Below are 20,443 nucleotides of genomic sequence, written 5' to 3' on the forward strand. Positions count from 1 at the left end.
ATTTATAGTTATTATTTAAATGCAGGTTCTAAGAAAGGAATGATTTGTTTTTTTCTAGATAAACAACCATCTAACCAAACTTTTCCATCAACTAATTCAACACCAAAGGCATTTTCAAAAATTGAGTTATCTACAGAAGCTACAAGTATTTCTGAACCTTCTTTCATAATATCAGTTAAGATTAAACATGCTGTATGAAGATTTTTTTCAGCTCTTAATTCTTCTAAATCTGCTTCTAAATCATCTTTAATACTATCAAAAATTGCCAAATCTATTACTTCTAATTGTCCAATTCCAACAGCATTTCCATGCATATCAAAAGGTTTATAATCTCTTAAAATCAAATCTCTTACAGGTACACCATCAACTGCTGATTTTACTTTGAACATTTCCATTCCTAAAGCTGCAAAATCATTTACTCCAGCAATTGCTGCTAATTCTTTAACTACTTTCATATCAATTGGAGTACATGTTGGTGATTTGAAAATTACAGTATCACTTAAGATTGCACATAACATGATTCCTGCAATATTAGCTGGAATTTCTACACCATGATAATCATACATTTCTTTTACAATTGTATTAGTACAACCAACTGGTCTAATCCAACACTCTAATGGAGTTGAAGTAGTAATGTCACCTAATTTATGGTGATCTACAATACCTACAACTATAGCTTGATCAATATCAGCTGGTGCTTGACCTTTATCTGAATAATCAGTAATAAAAAGCTCTTCACCTGCAAATTGAGTTTTTAATAATGGTGCTTCAAAACCAAACTTATCTAAGATAAATTGTGTTTCAGGACTAACAGGTCCTTGACGTGCTGGAATTGCTTCTCTTCCTATTTTATTTAATAAATATCCTAATGAAATCGCTGAACAAATTGAATCTGAATCAGGAGTTGTATGTCCACATGTATAAATTGCCATTTTTAATATCCTATTTTTAATATTTTATAATTTTCAGGCATTTTATCTAAAATATTGTTTATTTACTTTTAAATAAAAATATTAGTCTAAATAGACTTATTGTTATATTTTGTTATAATCAAATATAAATAAAAGGAGATACATTATGATTAGTACAAATTTACAAGAAGCATTAATAGAACAATTAAATAAAGAGTTTCAATCAGCATATATTTATTTAGGAATGAGCGCTTACTGTTCAAAAGAAGGATTTAATGGTGCTTCATCATGGTTTTTAATTCAATATCAAGAAGAAGTTTCTCATGGAATGAAGTTTTTTAAATATCTTGAAGATCAAGATGTTCATATTAAATTACCAGAAATTAAAGCATCAAAAGTTGATTATAAATCATTATTAGATGTATTCAAAAAATCCTTAGCCCATGAACAATCAATGACAAAAAATTTAAATAATTTATCAGATAAAGCAATGAAAGACAAAGATCATGCAACTTACAATTTACTTCAATGGTACGTAACAGAGCAAGTTGAAGAAGAAGCTACAGTATCTGAAATCATTGACCATATAAAACTTGTAGGAGATAATGGCTTTGGTTTATATACTATTGATAAAGAACTAAGTTCTAGAACTTTTCTTGATCCAACAGCTGTATAAAAAGTTAAATAAGAGTATAAACTCTTATTTAATCTTGAATTAAAAATTGCCCTACACTTCTATCTTTTACAAGTTTTGAAGCATCAACAACTACACCATGCATTGCTAAATAAATTCCATTTTTTACATCCGCACTTAAAAATCCTAAAGCTTGTGAGAAATTCATAGTAGCTTCAACTTCATCAATACTCATAGGAACCATAGCTCCTGTAAATACTATTTTTTTATCTGAAATTTGTTTTCTCAAAAAGGCAGATGTTAAATCCACAGTATCAGTTCCATGAATAATAATGATGTTTTCATTTTCAGAATTTTTAACTGTATCTGTAATTAACTGTCTATCAACATCTGTCATATCTAAACTGTCTTTTGAAACAATATTTATAACTTCATACTCAACATTAAAACAAGATGCTAAAATCTTATCAAGTGCAATATTATCACTTGGAACTTCAAGTTTCCCTTTTAGGGGGTTATATCTTTTATTAAAGGTACCGCCTGTATTTATAATTGTAACTTTCATAAATTCCCTTTTAGTAATTATTTACCATATTACTAGGTTTTAATAACTCATCTAACTCATCTTTAGTAAATAGTTCTTGTTCTAATACAATATCATATACTCTTCTATTAGTAGCAAGTGCTTCTTTTGCAATTGCGGCACTTTTTTCATATCCTAATATTGGATTTAATGAAGTTACTATCGTTACTGAGTTTAAAATATAGTCCATACACACATCTTCATTTGCAGTAATCCCTTTAATACATTTTTCAGCTAATGTATAAAAAGATCTTCTCATCATATTAATAGATGTAAATAATTTATAAGCTACTATTGGTTCAAATACATTTAATTGTAATTGTCCACCTTCACAAGCCATTGAAATTGTTACATCAGCACCTATTACTTCAAATGCTACTTGATTTACAACTTCTGGAATTACAGGGTTTACTTTTCCAGGCATAATTGAAGATCCTGGTTGAACTTTTGGAAGATTTATTTCATTAAATCCAGCTCTAGGTCCTGAACTTAAAAGTCTTAAATCATTACATATTTTAGAGATTTTAATAGCAACTCTTTTTAATATTCCAGAAATATGAACAAAGGCTCCTGTATCTTGTGTTGCTTCAATTAAATCTGTAGCACTTACATAATCAACACCTGTTACTTCTCTAAGATTACTTATTACTTTTCTTTTATAAGCAGATTTAGAGTTAATTCCTGTACCAATAGCAGTAGCTCCAAGATTTACCTCTTTTAGTAAAGATTGAGTGTCTCTTAGTCTAAAGATATCATCATCAATCATAACTGCGTATGTTTTAAATTCTTGACCTAAAGTCATAGGCACAGCATCTTGAAGTTGTGTTCTTCCCATTTTTAATACATCTTTAAATTCTAATGATTTTTCAAAAAAAGCATCTCTTAGATAACGTAAAGAATCTTTTAATTTATAAATTAATTCATGTAAAGTTAGTTTAATTGCAGTTGGATAAACATCATTTGTAGATTGAGACATATTAATATGATTATTTGGATGAATAATATCATATGAACTTCTTTTTTCACCCATAATTTCTAAAGCTCTATTTGCTATTACTTCATTTGCATTCATATTTGTAGAAGTTCCAGCTCCACCTTGAATAGGATCAACTATAAACTGGTCATGAAACTTTCCATCAATTATTTCATTACAAGCTTGAACAATTGCATCTCTTTGTCTATCATTTAAATCACCTAATTCAAAATTAGTTAAAGCACAAGCTTTCTTCACTTTTGCTAGAGATTTAAGAAAAGTTGGAAACAATGACATATCTGTATGTGTAATATCAAAATTTTCTTTTGCTCTTAATGTTTGGATACCATAATATGCATCTTTTTCAATTTTCTTTTCACCTAAAAAATCTTTTTCTATTCTATATTCTTCTTCCATTATAAACCTCTTAATTTAATATTTAAAAGTATACTTTTAAGAAGTATACTAAAAGTGTCTTTTATTCTTTTAACAATAAAGTATAACCTTCTTGCGAAACATTTTTTATAATATGTATAGGAAGTTTAGCTCTTAAATCTTTAATAAAAGATTTTAATGCATGAGAAGTCATTGCTTTATCAATCCAAAGTTCTTCTTCTATTTGCATATAGCTTACAATTGAGTTTTTATTTTCATAAAGTAGATGTAAAAAATCCTTCTCTCTTTTTCTTAAACTTATCTCTTCTGTTTCATTAAAAACAACTACTCTTTTATGTAAATCTAAAAATAGATTAGGAGCTAGAGTTATTTGATCTAGCAAGTTTTCATTTATATATTTAAATAATGCTTCATTTAATTTCTTTAAATTCAATGGTTTTAAAATAAAATGGTTCACATTTAGGTTAATTAATTCCATTAAATATTCTTCATTTGAATGAGCAGTAAGCATAATTATACTTGTATGTCTATCTGTCTTTCTGACTTTTTTTACAAATTCAACTCCATTTATATTCTTCATTTGAATATCACTAAGTATTATTTTTGGTCTATATTCTTTATATATTTCATAAGCTTCTTCCCCATCACAAGCCTCATAAACTTCTTTAAAATAGTATTTTAATGTCTTTACAATAACTTCTCTAATTCCATCTTCGTCTTCAACACATAAAATACTAATATCTTTTAATTTTTCTAGTAATATATCTTCCATTTTTTATCCTAATAGCACTATTTTAAAAACAGCACCTTCCTCACTATTTTCAACACTTAATTCTCCACCCATATTTTTTTCAATAATAAGCTTAGAAATATAAAGACCTAATCCCGTACCTTTTGATGATTCTTTCGTACTAAAATATGGGTCAAAAATCAAATCAAAATATTTTTCATCTAAACCACCTGCATTATCTTTTACTTTAATAATACATAAACTTCCATCACTTTTAATTTCAAGAGTAATTTTTGGATTTTGAATTTTTCTTTCAACTAAAATATCTTTTGCATTTGAAATTAGATTTAAAATTACTTGTGCAAATTCTGTTGGATAGCCATTTATAAATTTGTTTTCTTTTACATCAAGGTCTAGAATAATTAAACTATCTTCTAAAGAAGCACTCGCAAGATTTATTGCTTTTTTACAAGAAGCTAAAACATCAAAGACTTCTTTTTTCTTATCTGGCTTGTAAAAATTTCTAAAGTCATCAATTGTATTAGACATAAATTCAATCATTTTATCACTTTTTTCAATTGACGTTAGAATATGTTCATCTGTAACTTTTTTAAATCTAGTTGCAGTTTCAAGTTCCATTAAAGTTCCTGAAATTTCTGTTAAAGGCTGTCTCCATTGATGTGCAATCATTGAAATCATTTCACCCATTCTAGCTAGTTTTGATTGTTGTAAAATTGCCTTATCTTTTTGCTTTCCATCTTCAATACCCTTTCGTACTTTTGTGACTAAGGTTTTATTTAAAAGCTCAAGTCTTTCTTCCCTATTTTCAACTCTTTTCTTATATTTTTTTATTACATCATGAATAATTGTATTCATAAGTATTGAGAAAAGAACCATAAATACAAAAACTACAACTGTTAAAACAAACATAAAATCTTTAAATTCATTTTGTCTTATTTCATGAAGTTTTTCTTTTTGTTTTATTATCTTTAAAAGTTTATTCTTATCATAATCTTTTTTTGAAATATATACTTGTTGGAATTCTTTAATGTCAGTTTTAAAACTACTATTTGTAAGTTTTAGATAGTATGAAGTTGAAAAAAATAAAATAAATAAAATAGCTAAAAAAGGAACTATAATAATAAAAAAAGGTATTCCTTCTTTATTAAACATCATCTTATCCTTGAATAAAGTTATCATGCATATTGACAAAATTTTATTAAAAACTAGCTGACTTAAGAATGTCAACTAGTTTTAAAAGAATAATAGTGTTTATTCTTTTGCTTTTTTATCATTGATATTATTTACAATTTCTTTCCATGTATCTTTATCAATCTTGAATTCTGTATAATCTTTATATCTAAGTACTGGTTTTTTTCCATCTTTTAACTGTCTATCATAACCTTTGATTAACTGTAAAACAGGCTTATATAAAATTGCAATAACAACTAAGTTAATAACAGCTAATAATCCCATAGTTAAATCAGCAAATGAGAATATTGATGTTAAATCTTGAAATGATCCCCAAACAATTAATGCAATACATAAAATTTTAAATGCAGTAAAAAAAGTTTTACTTCCATTACTTACAAAGTTAAGACTATTTTCTGCAAGATAATAGTTGTATAACATTGAAGAAAAACCAAATAAAAATAATGCAATTGTTACAAAGTATCCACCAAATGGTCCTACTTGTTCAACTAATGCATTTTGAGTTAATAATACACCTTGTACACCTTCAATACCTGGAGTATAAACACCTGATAAAAGAATAATAAAAGCAGTACAAGAACATAAAATAATAGTATCAATAAATACTGAAAATGACTGAACAATACCTTGTTGAACAGGATGTGCAACATAAGCAACAGCTGCAACATTCGGAGCAGATCCTAATCCTGCTTCATTTGAGAACATACCTCTTTTTGCACCTTGTAAAATAACAGCACCAATACCCCCACCAATTGCAGAGCTTGGATTAAAAGCTTCCTCTATAATTCTTGCAATAAGAGTAGGGATTTGTTCAATATTTAAAGCAATTACTACAATTGCAATTAATAAATATCCAACAGCCATAACAGGTACAATAACTTCTGAAAATTTAGAAATTCTTTTTATTCCACCAAAAATTGCAATTGCAAAGATAGCAGTTATTACTAAACCTGTAATCCAAACGGGAATATCAAATGATGATTCAAATGAAGTAGAAATAATAAAAGATTGAGTTGCATTAAATGCAAAACCAAAAGTAATCATTAAAAGAACAGAAATAACTATTCCTAACCATCTTTGTCCTAAAGCTTTAGTAACATAATAAGCAGGTCCTCCTCTATATACTCCCTCTTCTTGACCATCTTTTTCTTTATATAATTGTGCTAATGAACACTCAAAGAAACTAGTACTCATACCAATTAAACCAATAATCCACATCCAAAAAACAGCGCCTGGACCACCTAAAGTAATAGCAACAGCAACTCCTGCAATATTACCTCCTCCAACACGTCCAGCAACACTTAACATCAATGCTTGGAAAGAACTAATATGTCCTTCTTTTTTATGAGAAGTATCTCTTAATATATTAAACATTTTAAAGAAATATCTAAATTGTACGAACCTTGAACTTATTGTAAAAAAAATCCCTAAAGCAGGAAGTAAATATATTAAAATATTTCCCCAAATTAGATCATTTAAAAATGAATTGATTTCACCCAACATCTTTTCTCCTTTGATTTGGAAAAGTTTAACATTAGCAAGAGTGTTAAAAGTGTCTTTTTTTATACATTTACCTTTATTTAATTTATGTTTAAAACTTATTTAACTTAAACAGTTAAACTTTTGATATTAAAAATTAAGGATTAGAAAATGAACATAAACAAAAGAATATTTATAACTTCTTGTATCTTTGCAACAATAGTTGTTTCATATGCAAATCAAAAAGGGCAAAGACAAGAAGGGAATATGCCACCTAAAGAAGCTATAATCGCTTGTGAAGGACAAAAGGTTGGATTTGAATGTACAGTATCAACACCAAGAGGTAATTTAACAGGACAATGTATGAATACACCTGATGAGAAATATTTTGTTTGTATGCCAGAAGGTGGTCCTCATAAGCGTTAAAGGTATAAATACATCTAATACATTTGAAATACAAATAGTGTTAGAATTATTTTATATAAAAGATTGTTTACTTTAGTTTACTTTATATTAAAACTCCATTTAAACAAATTAAATACAATATATAATATAAAATAAGCAAAGGAATTAAAATGATAAGTAGTATAGACTCAAGTCAATTTACAATGCCAACACAGTCTTCAAAAAACTCACAAAGTAATGATAGTTTAAGTTATTCTCAACTTGAAACTATTACTTCTGTTTTAGAAAACTATGATGCAAATAATTTAACACAAAGTGATGCACAAAATATCGTTGCAGCTTTTGAAGATGCAGGGATTCAAGCTTCAGCTGAACTTGCAAGAACAATGGAAGAAGCAGGATTTGATGCTCAAGAAGTTGGTGGATTAGCTGGTGTTCAAGGTGGCCCAAGTGGTGGAATGCCACCTCCTCCTCCAAAAGAAGAGAGTGACTCAATTTCTTCATTACTTGACACTTTATTAAATACAGATGAAGATGAAGAATCAACAGTATCAACATCATTTGATGATATTATGGACTATACAAGTAGAATTCTAAATCTAAATGAAGAAAGTAAAACTGATGTTATGGACTTACTAGATAAATATTCTAGTAAAAATACTCAATACACAGCAGAAGAAACAAATAACTTATTAAAGACTTCATTAAGTCAAATATTAAGTGATACAAACAACTATAAAGCTATATCTTTTTATGGTTGATCTATAAATAAAATTAAGGCTAGGTTATAAATTATGATAAATATTTTGATGATAGAAGATGATCCTGAATTTTCTGAATTTCTAGGGGAATACTTAGCTAAATATAATATGGAAATTACAAATTATGAAGACCCTTTCTTGGGTCTTAGTGCAGGAATATCAAAATTTGATATCTTAATATTAGACTTAACACTTCCAGGGATTGATGGATTAGAAGTTTGTGAAAAGATTTCCAAAAGTTATGATATTCCAATTATTATCTCTAGTGCTAGAGGAGATGTTACAGATAAAATTATGGGACTTCAAATAGGAGCTGATTATTATCTTCCAAAACCTTATGATCCAAAAGAAATGTATGCAGTAATTCTAAGCCTTTTAAGACGCTCAAAAAAGGGAAGTAAAATTGAACAAGAAGATTCACTATTTTTACACGAAGAATCAAAAATGCAAATATCGTTTAATAATGAAGCATTAAATCTTACACATGCTGAATATGAAGTTTTAAGTCTTCTTATTAGCAAAAAAAATGCTATTGTATCAAGAGAAGAAATAGTAAGTAAATCTGAAAGCTTAACAGATAGTTATAGTAAAAGTTTAGATGTGATTATTGGAAGATTAAGAACAAAACTAAATGATAATCCAAAAAAACCACAATACATTCACTCAATAAGAGGATTAGGATATAAACTAACACAATGAATTTTAACTCATTAATCACAAAAATAGTATTTGTATTTATAATATCCATTTTACTTTTTATTATGGTATTTATTGGAAACTATTATTTTGAAGAAAATCAATTAAATAAACGATTAAATAATAACTATACAAAAATCACAAAACATACTCATCAAAATAGATTAACTCCAAGAGAAATAATAGATTATATAGAAAAAGTGAATTTTGAGTTTATTGAAAATGAAGAAGAAATACTAAGAAAAACAAAAACAATAGGTTCAGGACCTGGGTTTGAAATATTAAAATATCAAGATAATTTCTATTTACTTATACATGGTCCTGGGTTTAGAGTATTAGCTAAGGATTTAGATAAATATTCTTTAAATTATTATGGTTTTATAGTGCTGGGTATTATTTTTATAATATTCATTTTAAGTTTTTTATGGATTATAAAAGCACTTAAACCTTTAAGATTACTTAAAGAAGAGATTCAAGATTTTTCAAATGGAAAATTAGACATAAATTGTAAAAGTGATAAAAAAGATGAAATAGCAGAAGTTGCAAATGAGTTTGATAATGCGGTAAAAAAAATCTCACTTCTTTTAAACTCACGGCAACTTTTTCTAAGAACAGTAATGCATGAGCTTAAAACTCCAATAGCAAAAGGTCGAATTGTTAGTGAGTTAATTGATAATGATAAACAAAAAGATAGAATGATTTCAATCTTTGATAAATTAAACTTACTTATTAATGACTTTTCAAAAATAGAAGAGATAGTTTCAAAAAACTATAATATAAATAAATATAAAACAAATCTAAATTTAACAATTGAAAAAGCTATTGATATGATGATGTTAGATAATCCGAAAAATAAAATAGAGTATGAAAACATATCAAAGAAAGCCCTAAAAGTTGATTTAGAACTTTTTGCATTAGCTATTAAAAATTTACTTGATAATGGAGTAAAATACTCTGATGATAAAAAAGTAAAAATTGAAGAGAAAGAAAATAAACTTTATATCAGTTCAAAAGGGAAAAAGCTTGAAAAACCTTTAGAAGATTATTTTCAAGCCTATCATAATGAAACACAGGATAAAAACCATGGAATGGGATTAGGTTTATATATTGTTCATGAAATACTTAAAATACATAATATGACTTTAACTTATGAATATCAAGAAGATAACAATATTTTTAAAATAGAATTTTAAACAGTATTAAACTCTATTTTGTTGCAGCTTTTTTAATAATACTATTAATCATATTATTAAATACAAAATAATGAATAGGAATTAATGTATACCAATACAATCTTCCTAAAACTCCTTTTGGATAAAAATATGCAGATTGAATAAGTTTATTATCCTCTATTTTAAACTCCAACCATGCATTTCCTGGAACTTTCATTTGTGCATAAAGTAAAAGTCTTTCATTTTCTTTTACATCAACAACTTTCCAAAAATCTAAACTCTCCCCAATTCTTAATTTATTTGGATCTCTTCTTCCTCTTTTTAAACCAACTCCACCAATCATTTTATCTATAAAACCTCTAGCTTCCCATAAAAAGTCATAATCAAACCAGCCATTTTTACCACCAATTGAAGTAAAAGTTTTATAAATATTTTCTTTTGATAAGTCACTAATATCTTTTTCTTTTCTATCAAAAAATATTGCATCAGCTATTTCTTTAGTATGATTTCTATCCCAAATTTTTCCTGAATTATCAGACCATCTACTTATAACTTGATTTGTTTCAATCTCTTCAACTGCTTTTTTAACAGAAGTTATAAAGTTTAAGGGTTTTATATTTGGAAAATATTTTTTTGCATTATCATTTTGTATTACAACTTCTGATTTTAAACCTTCAATCAAAGCTTTGGCAACGGTAAAAGGAACTGGAGTAAAAAGGTTTAGCCAATACGATGAAATATTTATAGATAAAAAAGGTAATGGAATTATTATTCTTTTAAGTCCTAATGCTTCTGCTGTTTGAAGCATCATTTCTTTATATTTCAATTGTTCTGCTCCAATATCTATAACTAAGTTTTCACTCTGTTTTAAATATAAAGACTCAATTAAATAATTGATTACATCATGTACTGCAATTGGCTGCGCTTTTGTTTCTACCCATTTTGGTGTTGTCATAATTGGAAGTTTTTCTGTTAAATTTCTTATTATCTCGAAACTAGTACTTCCGGAACCTATTATAACTCCTGCTCTAATCCATATATTTTGTACATTTTTATTTGAAGATAAAATCTCACCAGTCTCAATTCTGCTTAATAAATGCTCACTTGTATCTTTATTTTTAACACCTAAACCACCTAGGTATATTATTCTTTTTACACCACATTCATTTGCTACATCTAAAAAGTTTTGAGCAGAAAGTTTATCTAGATCTTTATAATTTTCACTACTTAAAGAGTGAATTAAATAGAAAGCTACATCAATCTCTTTTAAAGCTTGTCTTAATGAGTCTTTATCAAAAGTATCACCTTCAACTACTTCAAGAGTATTAATAGTCTTAGCAGATAAAGTCTTTTTATTTCTTGTAAATAATCGTAAAGTAATATCTTCTTTTTCTAAAAGCTTTTCTTTTAATCTTCTTCCAATATATCCTGTAGAACCTGTTAGTAAAACTTTCATAATATAGCCTTTTTATCTTTTAATTAAACCTTATACTTTTAGTTTATCGTTTTACTCTAACTTTTAGTATAGAAAATATGTAAGGTTAATCTTCTTTTTCATAATAAATAAAGGATTTTAGAACTTGTGAGAAGGTATAAATAGATCTTATTTATAGATAAGAAACCAAATAAACAATAATTTATTTGGTTTTTCAAGAGAAAAGATTTTAAGCAGATTTAAGAAGTTTTCTTAGCCATTTTTGTGCTTGTTTTACATCTTCAAATCTCTGAGACTTTGCAACTTGATCTTGACCTTCATAGAATCTAACTCTAATTCCATCTTCAACATGATCAATCTTTGTTCTAGTGATTTTATCCAAGTTTAAAAAAACTCTATCATTTAATTGTACAAACATTTTATTCCTTTGTTTTATTTATATTTTAATATTTTAACAGATTTTCTTTACATTTAAAATAAATCTGATTATAATAATTGTAAACAAAAAAGGATTTATTATGGCTACCTTATCAAATTCTTATATACAAAAATCTTTTATAGATGAAATCAACTCTACTTTTTTAGAGTTTTTTGAGATATTTAAGAAATTTGTTTACAAACATCATAAGATTCTAAGATATTTTTAATATCTTAGAATCACATTTTTGGAAAATTAACCTTCACTTATATAAATTTTACATATAATAAATATTAAATAAAATTATAGAGTATTCATGATTCACATATTTACAGCACTTATTCCAATTTTTTCACTTATAATGATTGGATATTTTTTCAAAAGAATAAAATTCCCTTCTCATGATTTTTGGCCACAAGCAGATAAATTGACTTACTATATTTTAATGCCTTCGCTTTTGATATATAAGCTTTCTACAGCTTCTCTTAACTCATCAAATAGCGTTAATTATATACTAACTGCCTTGATTACTATTTCCATAGTACTTTTAATACTATTTATATTAAATAAGTTTTTAAATTTTCAAGCAAACTCATTTACTTCAATAGTCCAAGGTGGAATAAGATTTAACACTTACGTTTTCTTAGCAATTGCAGATGCAGTTTTAGGAGATAATGGAATAGTTTTAGCAGCAATTCTTTTAACTTTTGTGATACCTTTTATAAATATTTTGTGTATAAGCACTTTTGCTTTATATGTAAGTCAAAATAAATTAACATTTATGTATCTATTAAAATCAATTGTAACAAATCCTTTAATAATAGGTTGTTTTATAGGTGGTAGCATAAACTTTTTAGGAATAAATCTTCCAACAATTTTAATAAATACTATTGAAATACTTGGACAAGCAGCACTTCCTTTAGGACTTTTATCAGTTGGTTTTGGCTTAGTTTTAAGAGAGATAAAATCTTCTAAAAAAGATATCGTTATTTCTTCTTTTTCTAAACATATTATAACACCTATTATTATGTTTACAATTGCAAAAGCTTTTTCTTTAGATGATACAATGATTGCTGTTTTACTTATCTTTGCAGTTTTACCAACAGCTCCAAGTTCATTTATTCTTGCACGTCAACTAGGGGGAAATATTCCTTTAATGTCATCAATTATAACAGTGCAGACTTTGATATCTACACTATTTATAATAACTGTTTTGCACTATTTTATTTAGTATGTTTAGCTAAAATAGTTTCATTTCCTTTACTTGGATTTAATGGAATTAGAAAAGATAAAACAACTGAAATACTAGCTATTAATCCTCCTATTATAAATACTAAGGAGTTAGAGTATAACCATACAAGTCCTAATAATACTGGTAAAAAAACTGCTGCAATATGATTTATAGTAAAAGAAACAGCACTTGCGCTTGATATATCTTTTGGGTCTGCTATTTTTTGGAAATATGTTTTTAAAGCAATTGCCATAGCAAATAAAAGATGATCAACTACATAAAGAGCAAAAGCTAGATATAAATTTTCAACAAACGCATAAGAAACAAAAACTATTACAAGTCCTATATATTCATATCTAAGAGATATCCTCTCTCCAAATACACTAATAAACTTACCAATCTTAGGAGCTAAGTACATATTTAAAATAGAATTTATAAAAAGTAATATAACCATATTATGAACATCTACTCCAAACTTTTCAACAAGTAAAAATCCTGCAAAAACAACAAATATTTGTCTTCTTGCCCCTGCAAAAAAAGTTAAAGTATAAAATAACCAATACTCTTTTTTCAATCTTATCTTTCTATCTTGAATAACTGTTTCTTTAAAATGAGTAAATGCAAACCATGAAAGAAGAGCTAAAAAAGCACTAACTCCACCAAATATCAAATATACATATTTATATTCTAGTGATAAATAATTCATCAATGTATATATTAAAATAAATACAAGTAAACCTACAAAAGATTTAACAGCTGATATTTTTCCTAAAATAATTGGAGCTTTTTTCTTGTCTAACCATTGTAAACTAAGAGATTGATTTAGTGTTTCTAAATAATGAAATCCCAAAGACATAATAATAGTTGTGATATATAAACCCATAGCACTTGGGAAGAAACCTGTCAAAGAAGTCCCAAGACCTAGAAGTAACATTGAAAGATAAACTAATCGTTGTTGAGCAATAAGACTAAGAACTAAAATAACAGTAAAAGCTAAAAAGCCAGGTATTTCTCTTAAACTTTGAAGTATTCCTATCTGACTACCATCAAATGAAGCTACTTCTATTGTAAAGTTATTAAGTAAACTCATCCATGCTGAAAAAGAAACTACCATAGAAATAGACATCACATATAAAAGCGCAACTTTAGATGTAAATATTCTAGAAAAGAAAGTTTTTTTCAAAGGAATACGCCGATGATTACTTTAATCGCAAGTGCAGATAATAAAACTTTTAAAAGCATTAAAAACTTCTTACCATCAATTTTATCTCTTAGTTTAGTTCCAGCATAAGATCCAGCAACCGCCCCAATTATCATAGCAATAATGATTCCAATATAATCAAAAAATACAAAACCAAAATACATAAATACAAATACTTTTAAAATATGAGTGATACTCATCAAAGCAGCACCTGTTGCTACCACTTTGTCCTTATCTTTATAATCTTTTAAAAGTAAAGTCATTGTTAGAGGTCCTGTTGCACCTACAACTATAGATAATCCAGTTTGTAAAAAACCTACTAAATAATAGTTTTCATATTTTTTGATTTTGTCATTAAATTTTTGTGACCATAAAGATAAAAGAATATAAACTCCAATAAATAAAGGAACGTACTCTAAAGAAATCATAGATAATATTGATGCAAAAAGTGCAATTCCTAAAATAGAACCTATTAAAAACTTTGGAATAGTCTCATATTGAACATCTTTATATCCAAATACAGCTCTTGAAAAGTTACTAGACATTTGTGTTAATCCATGAACTGGAATAAGTGCATTTAAAGGTAAAAAAGCTGGAAGAATTGCAATTAGCATCATTCCTCCACCAATTCCTACAACTCCTGCAACTGTTGATGTAAAAAATGTCAATAACCCAAGTAATAGTTCGTTCATAAAAGGCCTTTTAAATAATCTGCTTTAAAATACCCAATTATCACTTATTTATCAAAATAAAGCTATGATTTCATTTGAAAAAAAGGAAGTGTATGGATATTTATCAATGGGCTGGATTTATTGGAATGCTTTTTGTTGTTGTAGCTTATTTGTTTTTGCAAATGAATAAATACAAAATCAAATCTTTACAATATCAATTATTAAACTTAGTAGGTGCAATTTTACTTTTAATTTCACTTTTTGTACACTTTAATTTAGGATCATTTATTATAGAAGTATTTTGGATTATTATTACAATATATGGTATTGTAGTAAATCTAAAAAATAAGAAACAAAACAAAAAAGAGGAATAAAAATGAAATATATATTAACAATAACAATATTTTTATCAACTTCACTATTTGCAAACTATGCGTTTACAGGTGAGAATACTGGGAAAATAGATATGCATGGAGGAAAAGGTGATAAATTACTAACAAATAAAAATGGTTTTTCAAATACAAAAACTAGCCCACTTAGTAATATTGGAATAAAAAAACCAACAATGCCTAAAAAACCTGCTAGTTTAGTTAAAGAAGAAAAGAAAAACATTAAAAAAGAAACTAAAGAAATAAGCGATAAAATTGAGTTAATTCCAAGTAAATAAACTCTATTTTATGTTTTTGCTTTTCTTATTAAAAAACATGGCATAATTATAAATATATTAATAAGAAGGTTTTATTATAACAACTGAAAAAAATATAAAAAAAATTATAGTAATTGCACCTTTAATTGCTATTCTTTTAACATCTATCATTCTTACAAATCTTTTTATTTCTGAAATAAAATCACAATATGAAAAAGAAGTTCAACAATTAATAATTGATGAAGAAGTTGAAGTGATGGGAATAGTTAAAAATCGAATAGAGAATATTATCAATCTATTGGAAAAAAATTATAATCAAAAAATAGAAGCTGAAAAAGAAGAAATTAAAAATACTATTAATATAGCTTACAATGTAATTGAAAATACATATTATGAAAATAAAAATGATGATAAAAAAAACATACTATTAAAAATAAACAAACAATTAAGAAATCAAAGATTTTATGATAATGCTTCTGGATACTACTTCATCTATTCAAATAATGGTACTTCTATTTTACATCCACACTTGCCACACCTTGAAGGCACAAATTTTAGTACTTTTAAAGATGAAAGTACAAAGCTTGCATTAAAAAAATTACTTTTATTTTTAGAAAAAAAGAATGCTGGATATGTATCTTGGAAATGGTATAAGCCTAATAAGAATACTGAAAAGAAATCAGAAGTAAAAGAAAAAATCGGTTATTTAAAAAAGTTTGCTCCTTTAAACATATTTATAGGTAGTGCAAAATATAAAGATGATATAGAATTAAGTGTAAAAAAGAATTTACAAGAATTATTAAATATAATTAGATACGATAAAGATAATTATATTTTTGCTTATGATGAATTGGGAAATACAATTTCTCATATTAAAAAAGATTTGATTGGCAAAAATAGGTGGGATATTTCATCTAATGGTAGATTATTAATGCAAGAAATTATTAAGAAGGCTTTTACAACAGATGGTAGTTATATAAAATACTTAGCAACAATTAATCCAAGTACAAAAGAATCTTCTAATAAAATTTCTTACGTTAAATTATTTTCAAGAACTAATTGGGCTATTGGAACAGGAATGTATAATAGTATTATTTTTGAAAATATTAAAAATAAACAAAAACTAATGAAGAAAAATTTAGATAATACTATATATAAAGTAATTATATATTCATTTCTTATTACAAGTTTTAGTCTCTTAATAATGATTCTAATCTCAAGAAAAGTTGGAGATATTATTAAAAAGTATAAAGATCATTTAACTGAAATAAATAATACATTAGAACTAAAAGTAAAAGATAGAACAAAAGAACTTGAAGATTCAAAAAACTTGCTAAAAGAAATGACTTTAAGAGATCCCCTAACTAACCTTTATAATAGACGCTATTTTGAAAGTATTATAGATGAACTAATGTCTTTAAGTATAAGAGAAGAAGAGTCGCTATGTCTAATCATGTTAGATATAGATAAGTTTAAAAATATTAATGATAATTATGGTCATGATATAGGAGATGAAGTTTTAAAGAAACTTGCAGATAATTTATTGAGTCGATTAAGACAAAGTGATGTTATTACAAGAATTGGAGGAGAAGAATTTGCAATTGTTTTCCCCAAAACATCAATAGATGGTGCATATAAAACTTCAGAAAAAATCAGAAAAGCAGTTGAAAAGCTTGAAATCAAAATAAAAGAAAATATTTTGATTAGCTTTACAGTTAGTATCGGAATTGCAATATTTGATAAAAATATTGATAAAGATGTTCATAGTATATTAAAAAGAGCAGATATAGCACTGTATCAGGCAAAAGATACTGGTCGGAATAAAGTAGTTGTTTTTAATGAAAATAAAAATATTAAATCTATTAAAAAGTAGAATATTTTAAAGCAAAATATTTATAAAAAAAGTTTAGCTATAATACAAAAAATTCATAATTATAGAATTTAAATATTATAAGGTTTAAAATGAAAACATACAAATTTATATCATGGAATGTAAATGGAATTAGAGCAGTTGATAAAAAAGAAGCTTTAAAATGGATTGATGAAGCAGATGTAGATTTACTTGGAGTTCAAGAAACAAAATCACAAGTTGACCAAATTCCTTCTACAATATTTGAAAAAGAGTATAAAACTCTTTTTGGTTCACAATCAGCAATAAAAGGAAGAAGTGGAACAGCACTTTTTACAGATATTGAAACAACATTTACTTGTAATTGTCCAAGTGTTGATGTTTTAGATGAAGGAAGAATAAACGAAGTTCACTTTACTTTAGGAGATAAAGATATCGCATTTTTTAATGTATATTTTCCAAATGGTCAAAGTAAAGAAGAAAGATTAACTTATAAAATGGAGTTTTACGATAGATTTTTAAATCATTGTGAAGAGTTGAAAAAACAAGGGAAATCAATCATAGTTTGTGGAGATGTGAACACTGCACATAATGCAATTGATTTAGCACGTCCAAAAGCAAACGAAAAAACATCTGGATTCTTACCAATGGAGAGAGAATGGATGGATAAGTTCTTAGCTGCAGGCTATACAGATACATTAAGACATGTAATTGGTGATGAACCTGAGCATTATTCATGGTGGTCTTATAGAGCAAATGCAAGAGCTAATAATGTTGGCTGGAGAATTGACTATTTTTACGTAAGTGATGATTTAAAAGATAATATCAAAGATGCCTACATTTTAAATGAAGTTATGGGAAGTGACCACTGCCCTATTGCTTTAGAAATACAGTTATAAGAGAATTTCTCTTATAACTAATTTATATCCTATTCCTTGTTCATAGATCATTTTTAGCTAATCGGCAAGCTAATTATAAATTCTGCTCCAGTATAATCTCTATCATCATATTTATATCTTGTATTATAAGCTTCAATAGTTCCACCCATACCATCAACTATCAAATTATATGTCATATGCAGTCCTAATCCAGTTCCTTGTGATTTATGTTTTGTTGTAAAATATGGTTCAAATATTTTAGGTAATATAGTAATAGGAATTCCACCAGCATTGTCTTTTATTCTAATAAAAACATTATTAATATCAAGTTTTGTATCTATAAATATTAGTTTTGTATCTATATTCTTTTCAACTAGAGCATCTTTTGCATTACTAAATATATTAATCAAACACTGTGCTAAGTGGTTTTCAAATCCATTTATACTTATAGTCTCTTCTAAAGTTAAAATTATTGAAATATCATTATTCTTAGCAGTTCCTTCTACTAAGTGTAAGAAGCTAGTGATGCTATCTGTTAAATTAAATACTTTTGGAATATTGTCATTTCTAATGAAGTTTCTAAAATCATCAATAGTTTTAGAAAGGTATTGCGCATTAGCATTAATTGAATTACAACTTTTAATAAAATCTGTATCACTAAGTATATCATTTTCCTTTTGTAGTAACATGCCAGTAGATACAGTTGATATAACAGATAATGGTTGTCTCCATTGATGAGCTATATTGGCTATCATATCTCCCATAGAGGCAAGTTTTTCAGATTTCTGCAACAATTTATCTTTCTCTTTTTGTTCAAGTTCCATTTTCTTAAGACTAGTAATATTTTGTGCTGTTGCATAAATTAAATTATTAGATAAATCTGTTGTTGCTGTCCACAGTAAATTAATATAATGACCATCTTTATGTATATATCTATTTTCAAAGTTATATACATTTTCTCCTCTTGATAATTTTGACATCTCTTCTATTGTAAATTCAAGGTCATCAGGATGAAGTAGATCTAAAAATTGTTTACCTAAAAGTTCATCTTTTTCATATCCAAGAATACTTTTAAAAGCAGAATTAAGTTCTTTCATAATTCCCTCTGTTGTAGAGATAATATGTAAATTTAATGATAATTGGAAATATCGATTGAATTTTTCGTTTGACTTTAAAAGTTCATTTTTTGACTTTGCTTCTTTATCTTTTATTCTTTCTAATTCTAATAAAACTTGATTAGTTTTATTTCTTTCTATTGTTATTTTTCTATTCCAGAATAAAACTAAAAAAATAACACTACTTAAAACTACTACAATTTCCCATAATAATGAATAATCAGTTTTCTCAATAGTTTGTATCGTAAACCATTTTTGTTGTATAAAACTATGTTCAATACTTGATATCTGTTTAAAGCCTTTACTTAGTAATGAACTTAGCTCTGGCCATTCTTTAGGAGCAATAAAACTATAGTTAATATCTCCATAGCCACTATGAGCAGATACCTTAAGATTATTCATATCTTTGAATATCTTCATATATGTTGCAACACCAACATTACCAACATAGGCAAATATATTTTCATCATTAACCATTTGTAAAGCTTCTTTTGTATTAGGAGCATTAACTATTTTAATGGAAGGATAATCTCTTTTAATCCATTTATTTGTAAGAAAGTTCTCTTCTAAAACGATTGTTTTATTTTTCAGATCATTTAAAGAAATTATATTTGGTGAATTCTTATGTGTGACAATCATCATAGGATAAAAGAGGTACTTCATACCAAAAGAAAATCTTTCGGCTCTTTGTTTATTTTTTACTGCAAATAAAATTGTATTGTATTTACCATTTTGATTCTCAATTGTGTTATGAGATACACCTAAAGGGTCATTATTTACTACAAAATCAATATTTAATCCGATATTTTCAGCTGATTTTTTAATATAATCTACTGCAATTCCAGAAGCTACACCATTTTGCACAAATTCAAATGGTGGCATATTTGGTCTAACACGAAAACTAATAAGAGGATGTTTTTTTATAAATTCTATTTCTTCATTAGTCAATTTATTTTCTATTGTATCAGTAGCTATTAGTAGTTGACTAAATAAAGTTAAAATAACTATAAATTTATGTAAGTAATTCATAAAATGATTATACATTTA

Annotated in this window: 22 protein-coding genes; 11 read left to right on the forward strand and 11 right to left on the reverse strand. The window is 26.5% G+C overall.

Going from position 1 to position 20,443, the window contains the following annotated elements:
* Positions 1-11 precede the first annotated feature (11 nt).
* Positions 12-932, reverse strand: coding sequence for a manganese-dependent inorganic pyrophosphatase (locus KO488_RS03825; protein ID WP_216057473.1), 921 nt, complete (start codon positions 930-932; stop codon positions 12-14).
* 145 nt (positions 933-1,077) lie between these two features.
* On the opposite strand from KO488_RS03825, the gene KO488_RS03830 reads away from it, so the two are divergent.
* Positions 1,078-1,587 (forward strand): ferritin, encoded by a 510-nt coding sequence (locus KO488_RS03830; RefSeq protein ID WP_216057474.1) that lies wholly within the window; start codon positions 1,078-1,080, stop codon positions 1,585-1,587.
* A gap of 28 nt (positions 1,588-1,615) precedes the next feature.
* Here the strand turns inward: KO488_RS03830 and KO488_RS03835 are convergent, their stop codons facing one another.
* From KO488_RS03835 to KO488_RS03855, 5 genes are all read right to left on the reverse strand, one after another.
* Positions 1,616-2,110: an asparaginase domain-containing protein gene (locus KO488_RS03835; RefSeq protein ID WP_216057475.1), complete on the reverse strand. Its 495-nt coding sequence runs from the start codon at positions 2,108-2,110 to the stop codon at positions 1,616-1,618.
* 10 nt (positions 2,111-2,120) lie between these two features.
* Entirely contained in the window at positions 2,121-3,518 is a 1,398-nt protein-coding gene (gene aspA, locus KO488_RS03840; protein WP_216057476.1) for an aspartate ammonia-lyase, read from the reverse strand.
* 61 nt (positions 3,519-3,579) lie between these two features.
* On the reverse strand, positions 3,580-4,269 hold the full coding sequence (locus KO488_RS03845; RefSeq protein WP_216057477.1) for a response regulator transcription factor: 690 nt from the start codon (positions 4,267-4,269) through the stop codon (positions 3,580-3,582).
* Positions 4,270-4,272: 3 nt separating this feature from the next.
* Positions 4,273-5,400 carry a sensor histidine kinase gene (locus KO488_RS03850; RefSeq protein WP_216057478.1) on the reverse strand — a complete coding sequence of 376 codons (1,128 nt, stop codon included), beginning with the start codon at positions 5,398-5,400 and terminating at the stop codon, positions 4,273-4,275.
* A gap of 99 nt (positions 5,401-5,499) precedes the next feature.
* Positions 5,500-6,942 (reverse strand): alanine/glycine:cation symporter family protein, encoded by a 1,443-nt coding sequence (locus KO488_RS03855; protein WP_216057479.1) that lies wholly within the window; start codon positions 6,940-6,942, stop codon positions 5,500-5,502.
* A gap of 147 nt (positions 6,943-7,089) precedes the next feature.
* Between KO488_RS03855 and KO488_RS03860 the strand changes: the two genes are divergently transcribed.
* The 4 genes from KO488_RS03860 (at position 7,090) to KO488_RS03875 (ending at position 9,973) form a co-directional block, all read left to right on the forward strand.
* On the forward strand, positions 7,090-7,344 hold the full coding sequence (locus KO488_RS03860; RefSeq protein WP_216057480.1) for a hypothetical protein: 255 nt from the start codon (positions 7,090-7,092) through the stop codon (positions 7,342-7,344).
* Between the two features lie 149 nt (positions 7,345-7,493).
* Complete coding sequence (locus tag KO488_RS03865; RefSeq protein ID WP_216057481.1) at positions 7,494-8,084, forward strand: hypothetical protein; 591 nt, start codon at positions 7,494-7,496, stop codon at positions 8,082-8,084.
* 33 nt (positions 8,085-8,117) lie between these two features.
* Positions 8,118-8,783: a response regulator transcription factor gene (locus tag KO488_RS03870; protein WP_216057482.1), complete on the forward strand. Its 666-nt coding sequence runs from the start codon at positions 8,118-8,120 to the stop codon at positions 8,781-8,783.
* Complete coding sequence (locus KO488_RS03875; RefSeq protein ID WP_216057483.1) at positions 8,780-9,973, forward strand: ArsS family sensor histidine kinase; 1,194 nt, start codon at positions 8,780-8,782, stop codon at positions 9,971-9,973. Before KO488_RS03870 ends, KO488_RS03875 begins: the two co-directional genes overlap by 4 nt.
* Before the next feature lie 13 nt (positions 9,974-9,986).
* Here the strand turns inward: KO488_RS03875 and KO488_RS03880 are convergent, their stop codons facing one another.
* Both KO488_RS03880 and KO488_RS03885 read right to left on the reverse strand, forming a co-directional pair.
* Entirely contained in the window at positions 9,987-11,408 is a 1,422-nt protein-coding gene (locus KO488_RS03880; protein ID WP_216057484.1) for an SDR family oxidoreductase, read from the reverse strand.
* A 208-nt stretch (positions 11,409-11,616) separates the two neighbouring features.
* A complete protein-coding gene (locus KO488_RS03885; RefSeq protein ID WP_216057485.1) occupies positions 11,617-11,805 on the reverse strand; it encodes a sodium-dependent tyrosine transporter in 189 nt (62 codons plus the stop codon).
* Between the two features lie 100 nt (positions 11,806-11,905).
* On the opposite strand from KO488_RS03885, the gene KO488_RS15295 reads away from it, so the two are divergent.
* Positions 11,906-12,034, forward strand: coding sequence for a hypothetical protein (locus KO488_RS15295; RefSeq protein ID WP_266099287.1), 129 nt, complete (start codon positions 11,906-11,908; stop codon positions 12,032-12,034).
* Between the two features lie 87 nt (positions 12,035-12,121).
* Positions 12,122-13,036: an AEC family transporter gene (locus tag KO488_RS03890; protein ID WP_216057486.1), complete on the forward strand. Its 915-nt coding sequence runs from the start codon at positions 12,122-12,124 to the stop codon at positions 13,034-13,036.
* On the opposite strand, the gene KO488_RS03895 is transcribed toward KO488_RS03890, so the two are convergent.
* Together KO488_RS03895 and KO488_RS03900 are read right to left on the reverse strand one after the other, a co-directional pair.
* A complete protein-coding gene (locus tag KO488_RS03895) occupies positions 13,029-14,219 on the reverse strand; it encodes an MFS transporter (RefSeq protein ID WP_216057487.1) in 1,191 nt (396 codons plus the stop codon). The genes KO488_RS03890 and KO488_RS03895 overlap by 8 nt on opposite strands.
* Positions 14,216-14,929: a sulfite exporter TauE/SafE family protein gene (locus KO488_RS03900; RefSeq protein WP_216057488.1), complete on the reverse strand. Its 714-nt coding sequence runs from the start codon at positions 14,927-14,929 to the stop codon at positions 14,216-14,218. Before KO488_RS03900 ends, KO488_RS03895 begins: the two co-directional genes overlap by 4 nt.
* Positions 14,930-15,021: 92 nt before the next feature.
* On the opposite strand from KO488_RS03900, the gene KO488_RS03905 reads away from it, so the two are divergent.
* From KO488_RS03905 to KO488_RS03920, 4 genes are all read left to right on the forward strand, one after another.
* Complete coding sequence (locus KO488_RS03905; RefSeq protein WP_216057489.1) at positions 15,022-15,282, forward strand: CBU_0592 family membrane protein; 261 nt, start codon at positions 15,022-15,024, stop codon at positions 15,280-15,282.
* 2 nt (positions 15,283-15,284) lie between these two features.
* Positions 15,285-15,575, forward strand: coding sequence for a hypothetical protein (locus tag KO488_RS03910; protein ID WP_216057490.1), 291 nt, complete (start codon positions 15,285-15,287; stop codon positions 15,573-15,575).
* A gap of 175 nt (positions 15,576-15,750) precedes the next feature.
* Positions 15,751-17,427, forward strand: a complete 1,677-nt coding sequence (locus tag KO488_RS15370) for a cache domain-containing protein (RefSeq protein WP_303571995.1) — start codon at positions 15,751-15,753, stop codon at positions 17,425-17,427.
* A gap of 89 nt (positions 17,428-17,516) precedes the next feature.
* On the forward strand, positions 17,517-18,302 hold the full coding sequence (locus KO488_RS03920; protein WP_216057492.1) for an exodeoxyribonuclease III: 786 nt from the start codon (positions 17,517-17,519) through the stop codon (positions 18,300-18,302).
* A 53-nt stretch (positions 18,303-18,355) separates the two neighbouring features.
* Here the strand turns inward: KO488_RS03920 and KO488_RS03925 are convergent, their stop codons facing one another.
* Entirely contained in the window at positions 18,356-20,425 is a 2,070-nt protein-coding gene (locus KO488_RS03925) for a PAS domain S-box protein (protein ID WP_216057493.1), read from the reverse strand.
* Positions 20,426-20,443 lie beyond the last annotated feature (18 nt).

This window comes from Poseidonibacter lekithochrous (genome assembly GCF_018861145.1).
Classification (GTDB): Bacteria; Campylobacterota; Campylobacteria; order Campylobacterales; family Arcobacteraceae; genus Poseidonibacter; species Poseidonibacter lekithochrous_A.

Coding starts and splice junctions, on each gene's coding strand:
- KO488_RS03825 (WP_216057473.1), bottom strand. CDS start 932: ATGGCAATTTATACATGTGGACATACAACTCCTGATTCAGATTCAATT.
- KO488_RS03830 (WP_216057474.1), top strand. CDS start 1,078: ATGATTAGTACAAATTTACAAGAAGCATTAATAGAACAATTAAATAAA.
- KO488_RS03835 (WP_216057475.1), bottom strand. CDS start 2,110: ATGAAAGTTACAATTATAAATACAGGCGGTACCTTTAATAAAAGATAT.
- aspA (WP_216057476.1), bottom strand. CDS start 3,518: ATGGAAGAAGAATATAGAATAGAAAAAGATTTTTTAGGTGAAAAGAAA.
- KO488_RS03845 (WP_216057477.1), bottom strand. CDS start 4,269: ATGGAAGATATATTACTAGAAAAATTAAAAGATATTAGTATTTTATGT.
- KO488_RS03850 (WP_216057478.1), bottom strand. CDS start 5,400: ATGTTTAATAAAGAAGGAATACCTTTTTTTATTATTATAGTTCCTTTT.
- KO488_RS03855 (WP_216057479.1), bottom strand. CDS start 6,942: ATGTTGGGTGAAATCAATTCATTTTTAAATGATCTAATTTGGGGAAAT.
- KO488_RS03860 (WP_216057480.1), top strand. CDS start 7,090: ATGAACATAAACAAAAGAATATTTATAACTTCTTGTATCTTTGCAACA.
- KO488_RS03865 (WP_216057481.1), top strand. CDS start 7,494: ATGATAAGTAGTATAGACTCAAGTCAATTTACAATGCCAACACAGTCT.
- KO488_RS03870 (WP_216057482.1), top strand. CDS start 8,118: ATGATAAATATTTTGATGATAGAAGATGATCCTGAATTTTCTGAATTT.
- KO488_RS03875 (WP_216057483.1), top strand. CDS start 8,780: ATGAATTTTAACTCATTAATCACAAAAATAGTATTTGTATTTATAATA.
- KO488_RS03880 (WP_216057484.1), bottom strand. CDS start 11,408: ATGAAAGTTTTACTAACAGGTTCTACAGGATATATTGGAAGAAGATTA.
- KO488_RS03885 (WP_216057485.1), bottom strand. CDS start 11,805: ATGTTTGTACAATTAAATGATAGAGTTTTTTTAAACTTGGATAAAATC.
- KO488_RS15295 (WP_266099287.1), top strand. CDS start 11,906: ATGGCTACCTTATCAAATTCTTATATACAAAAATCTTTTATAGATGAA.
- KO488_RS03890 (WP_216057486.1), top strand. CDS start 12,122: ATGATTCACATATTTACAGCACTTATTCCAATTTTTTCACTTATAATG.
- KO488_RS03900 (WP_216057488.1), bottom strand. CDS start 14,929: ATGAACGAACTATTACTTGGGTTATTGACATTTTTTACATCAACAGTT.
- KO488_RS03905 (WP_216057489.1), top strand. CDS start 15,022: ATGGATATTTATCAATGGGCTGGATTTATTGGAATGCTTTTTGTTGTT.
- KO488_RS03910 (WP_216057490.1), top strand. CDS start 15,285: ATGAAATATATATTAACAATAACAATATTTTTATCAACTTCACTATTT.
- KO488_RS03920 (WP_216057492.1), top strand. CDS start 17,517: ATGAAAACATACAAATTTATATCATGGAATGTAAATGGAATTAGAGCA.
- KO488_RS03925 (WP_216057493.1), bottom strand. CDS start 20,425: ATGAATTACTTACATAAATTTATAGTTATTTTAACTTTATTTAGTCAA.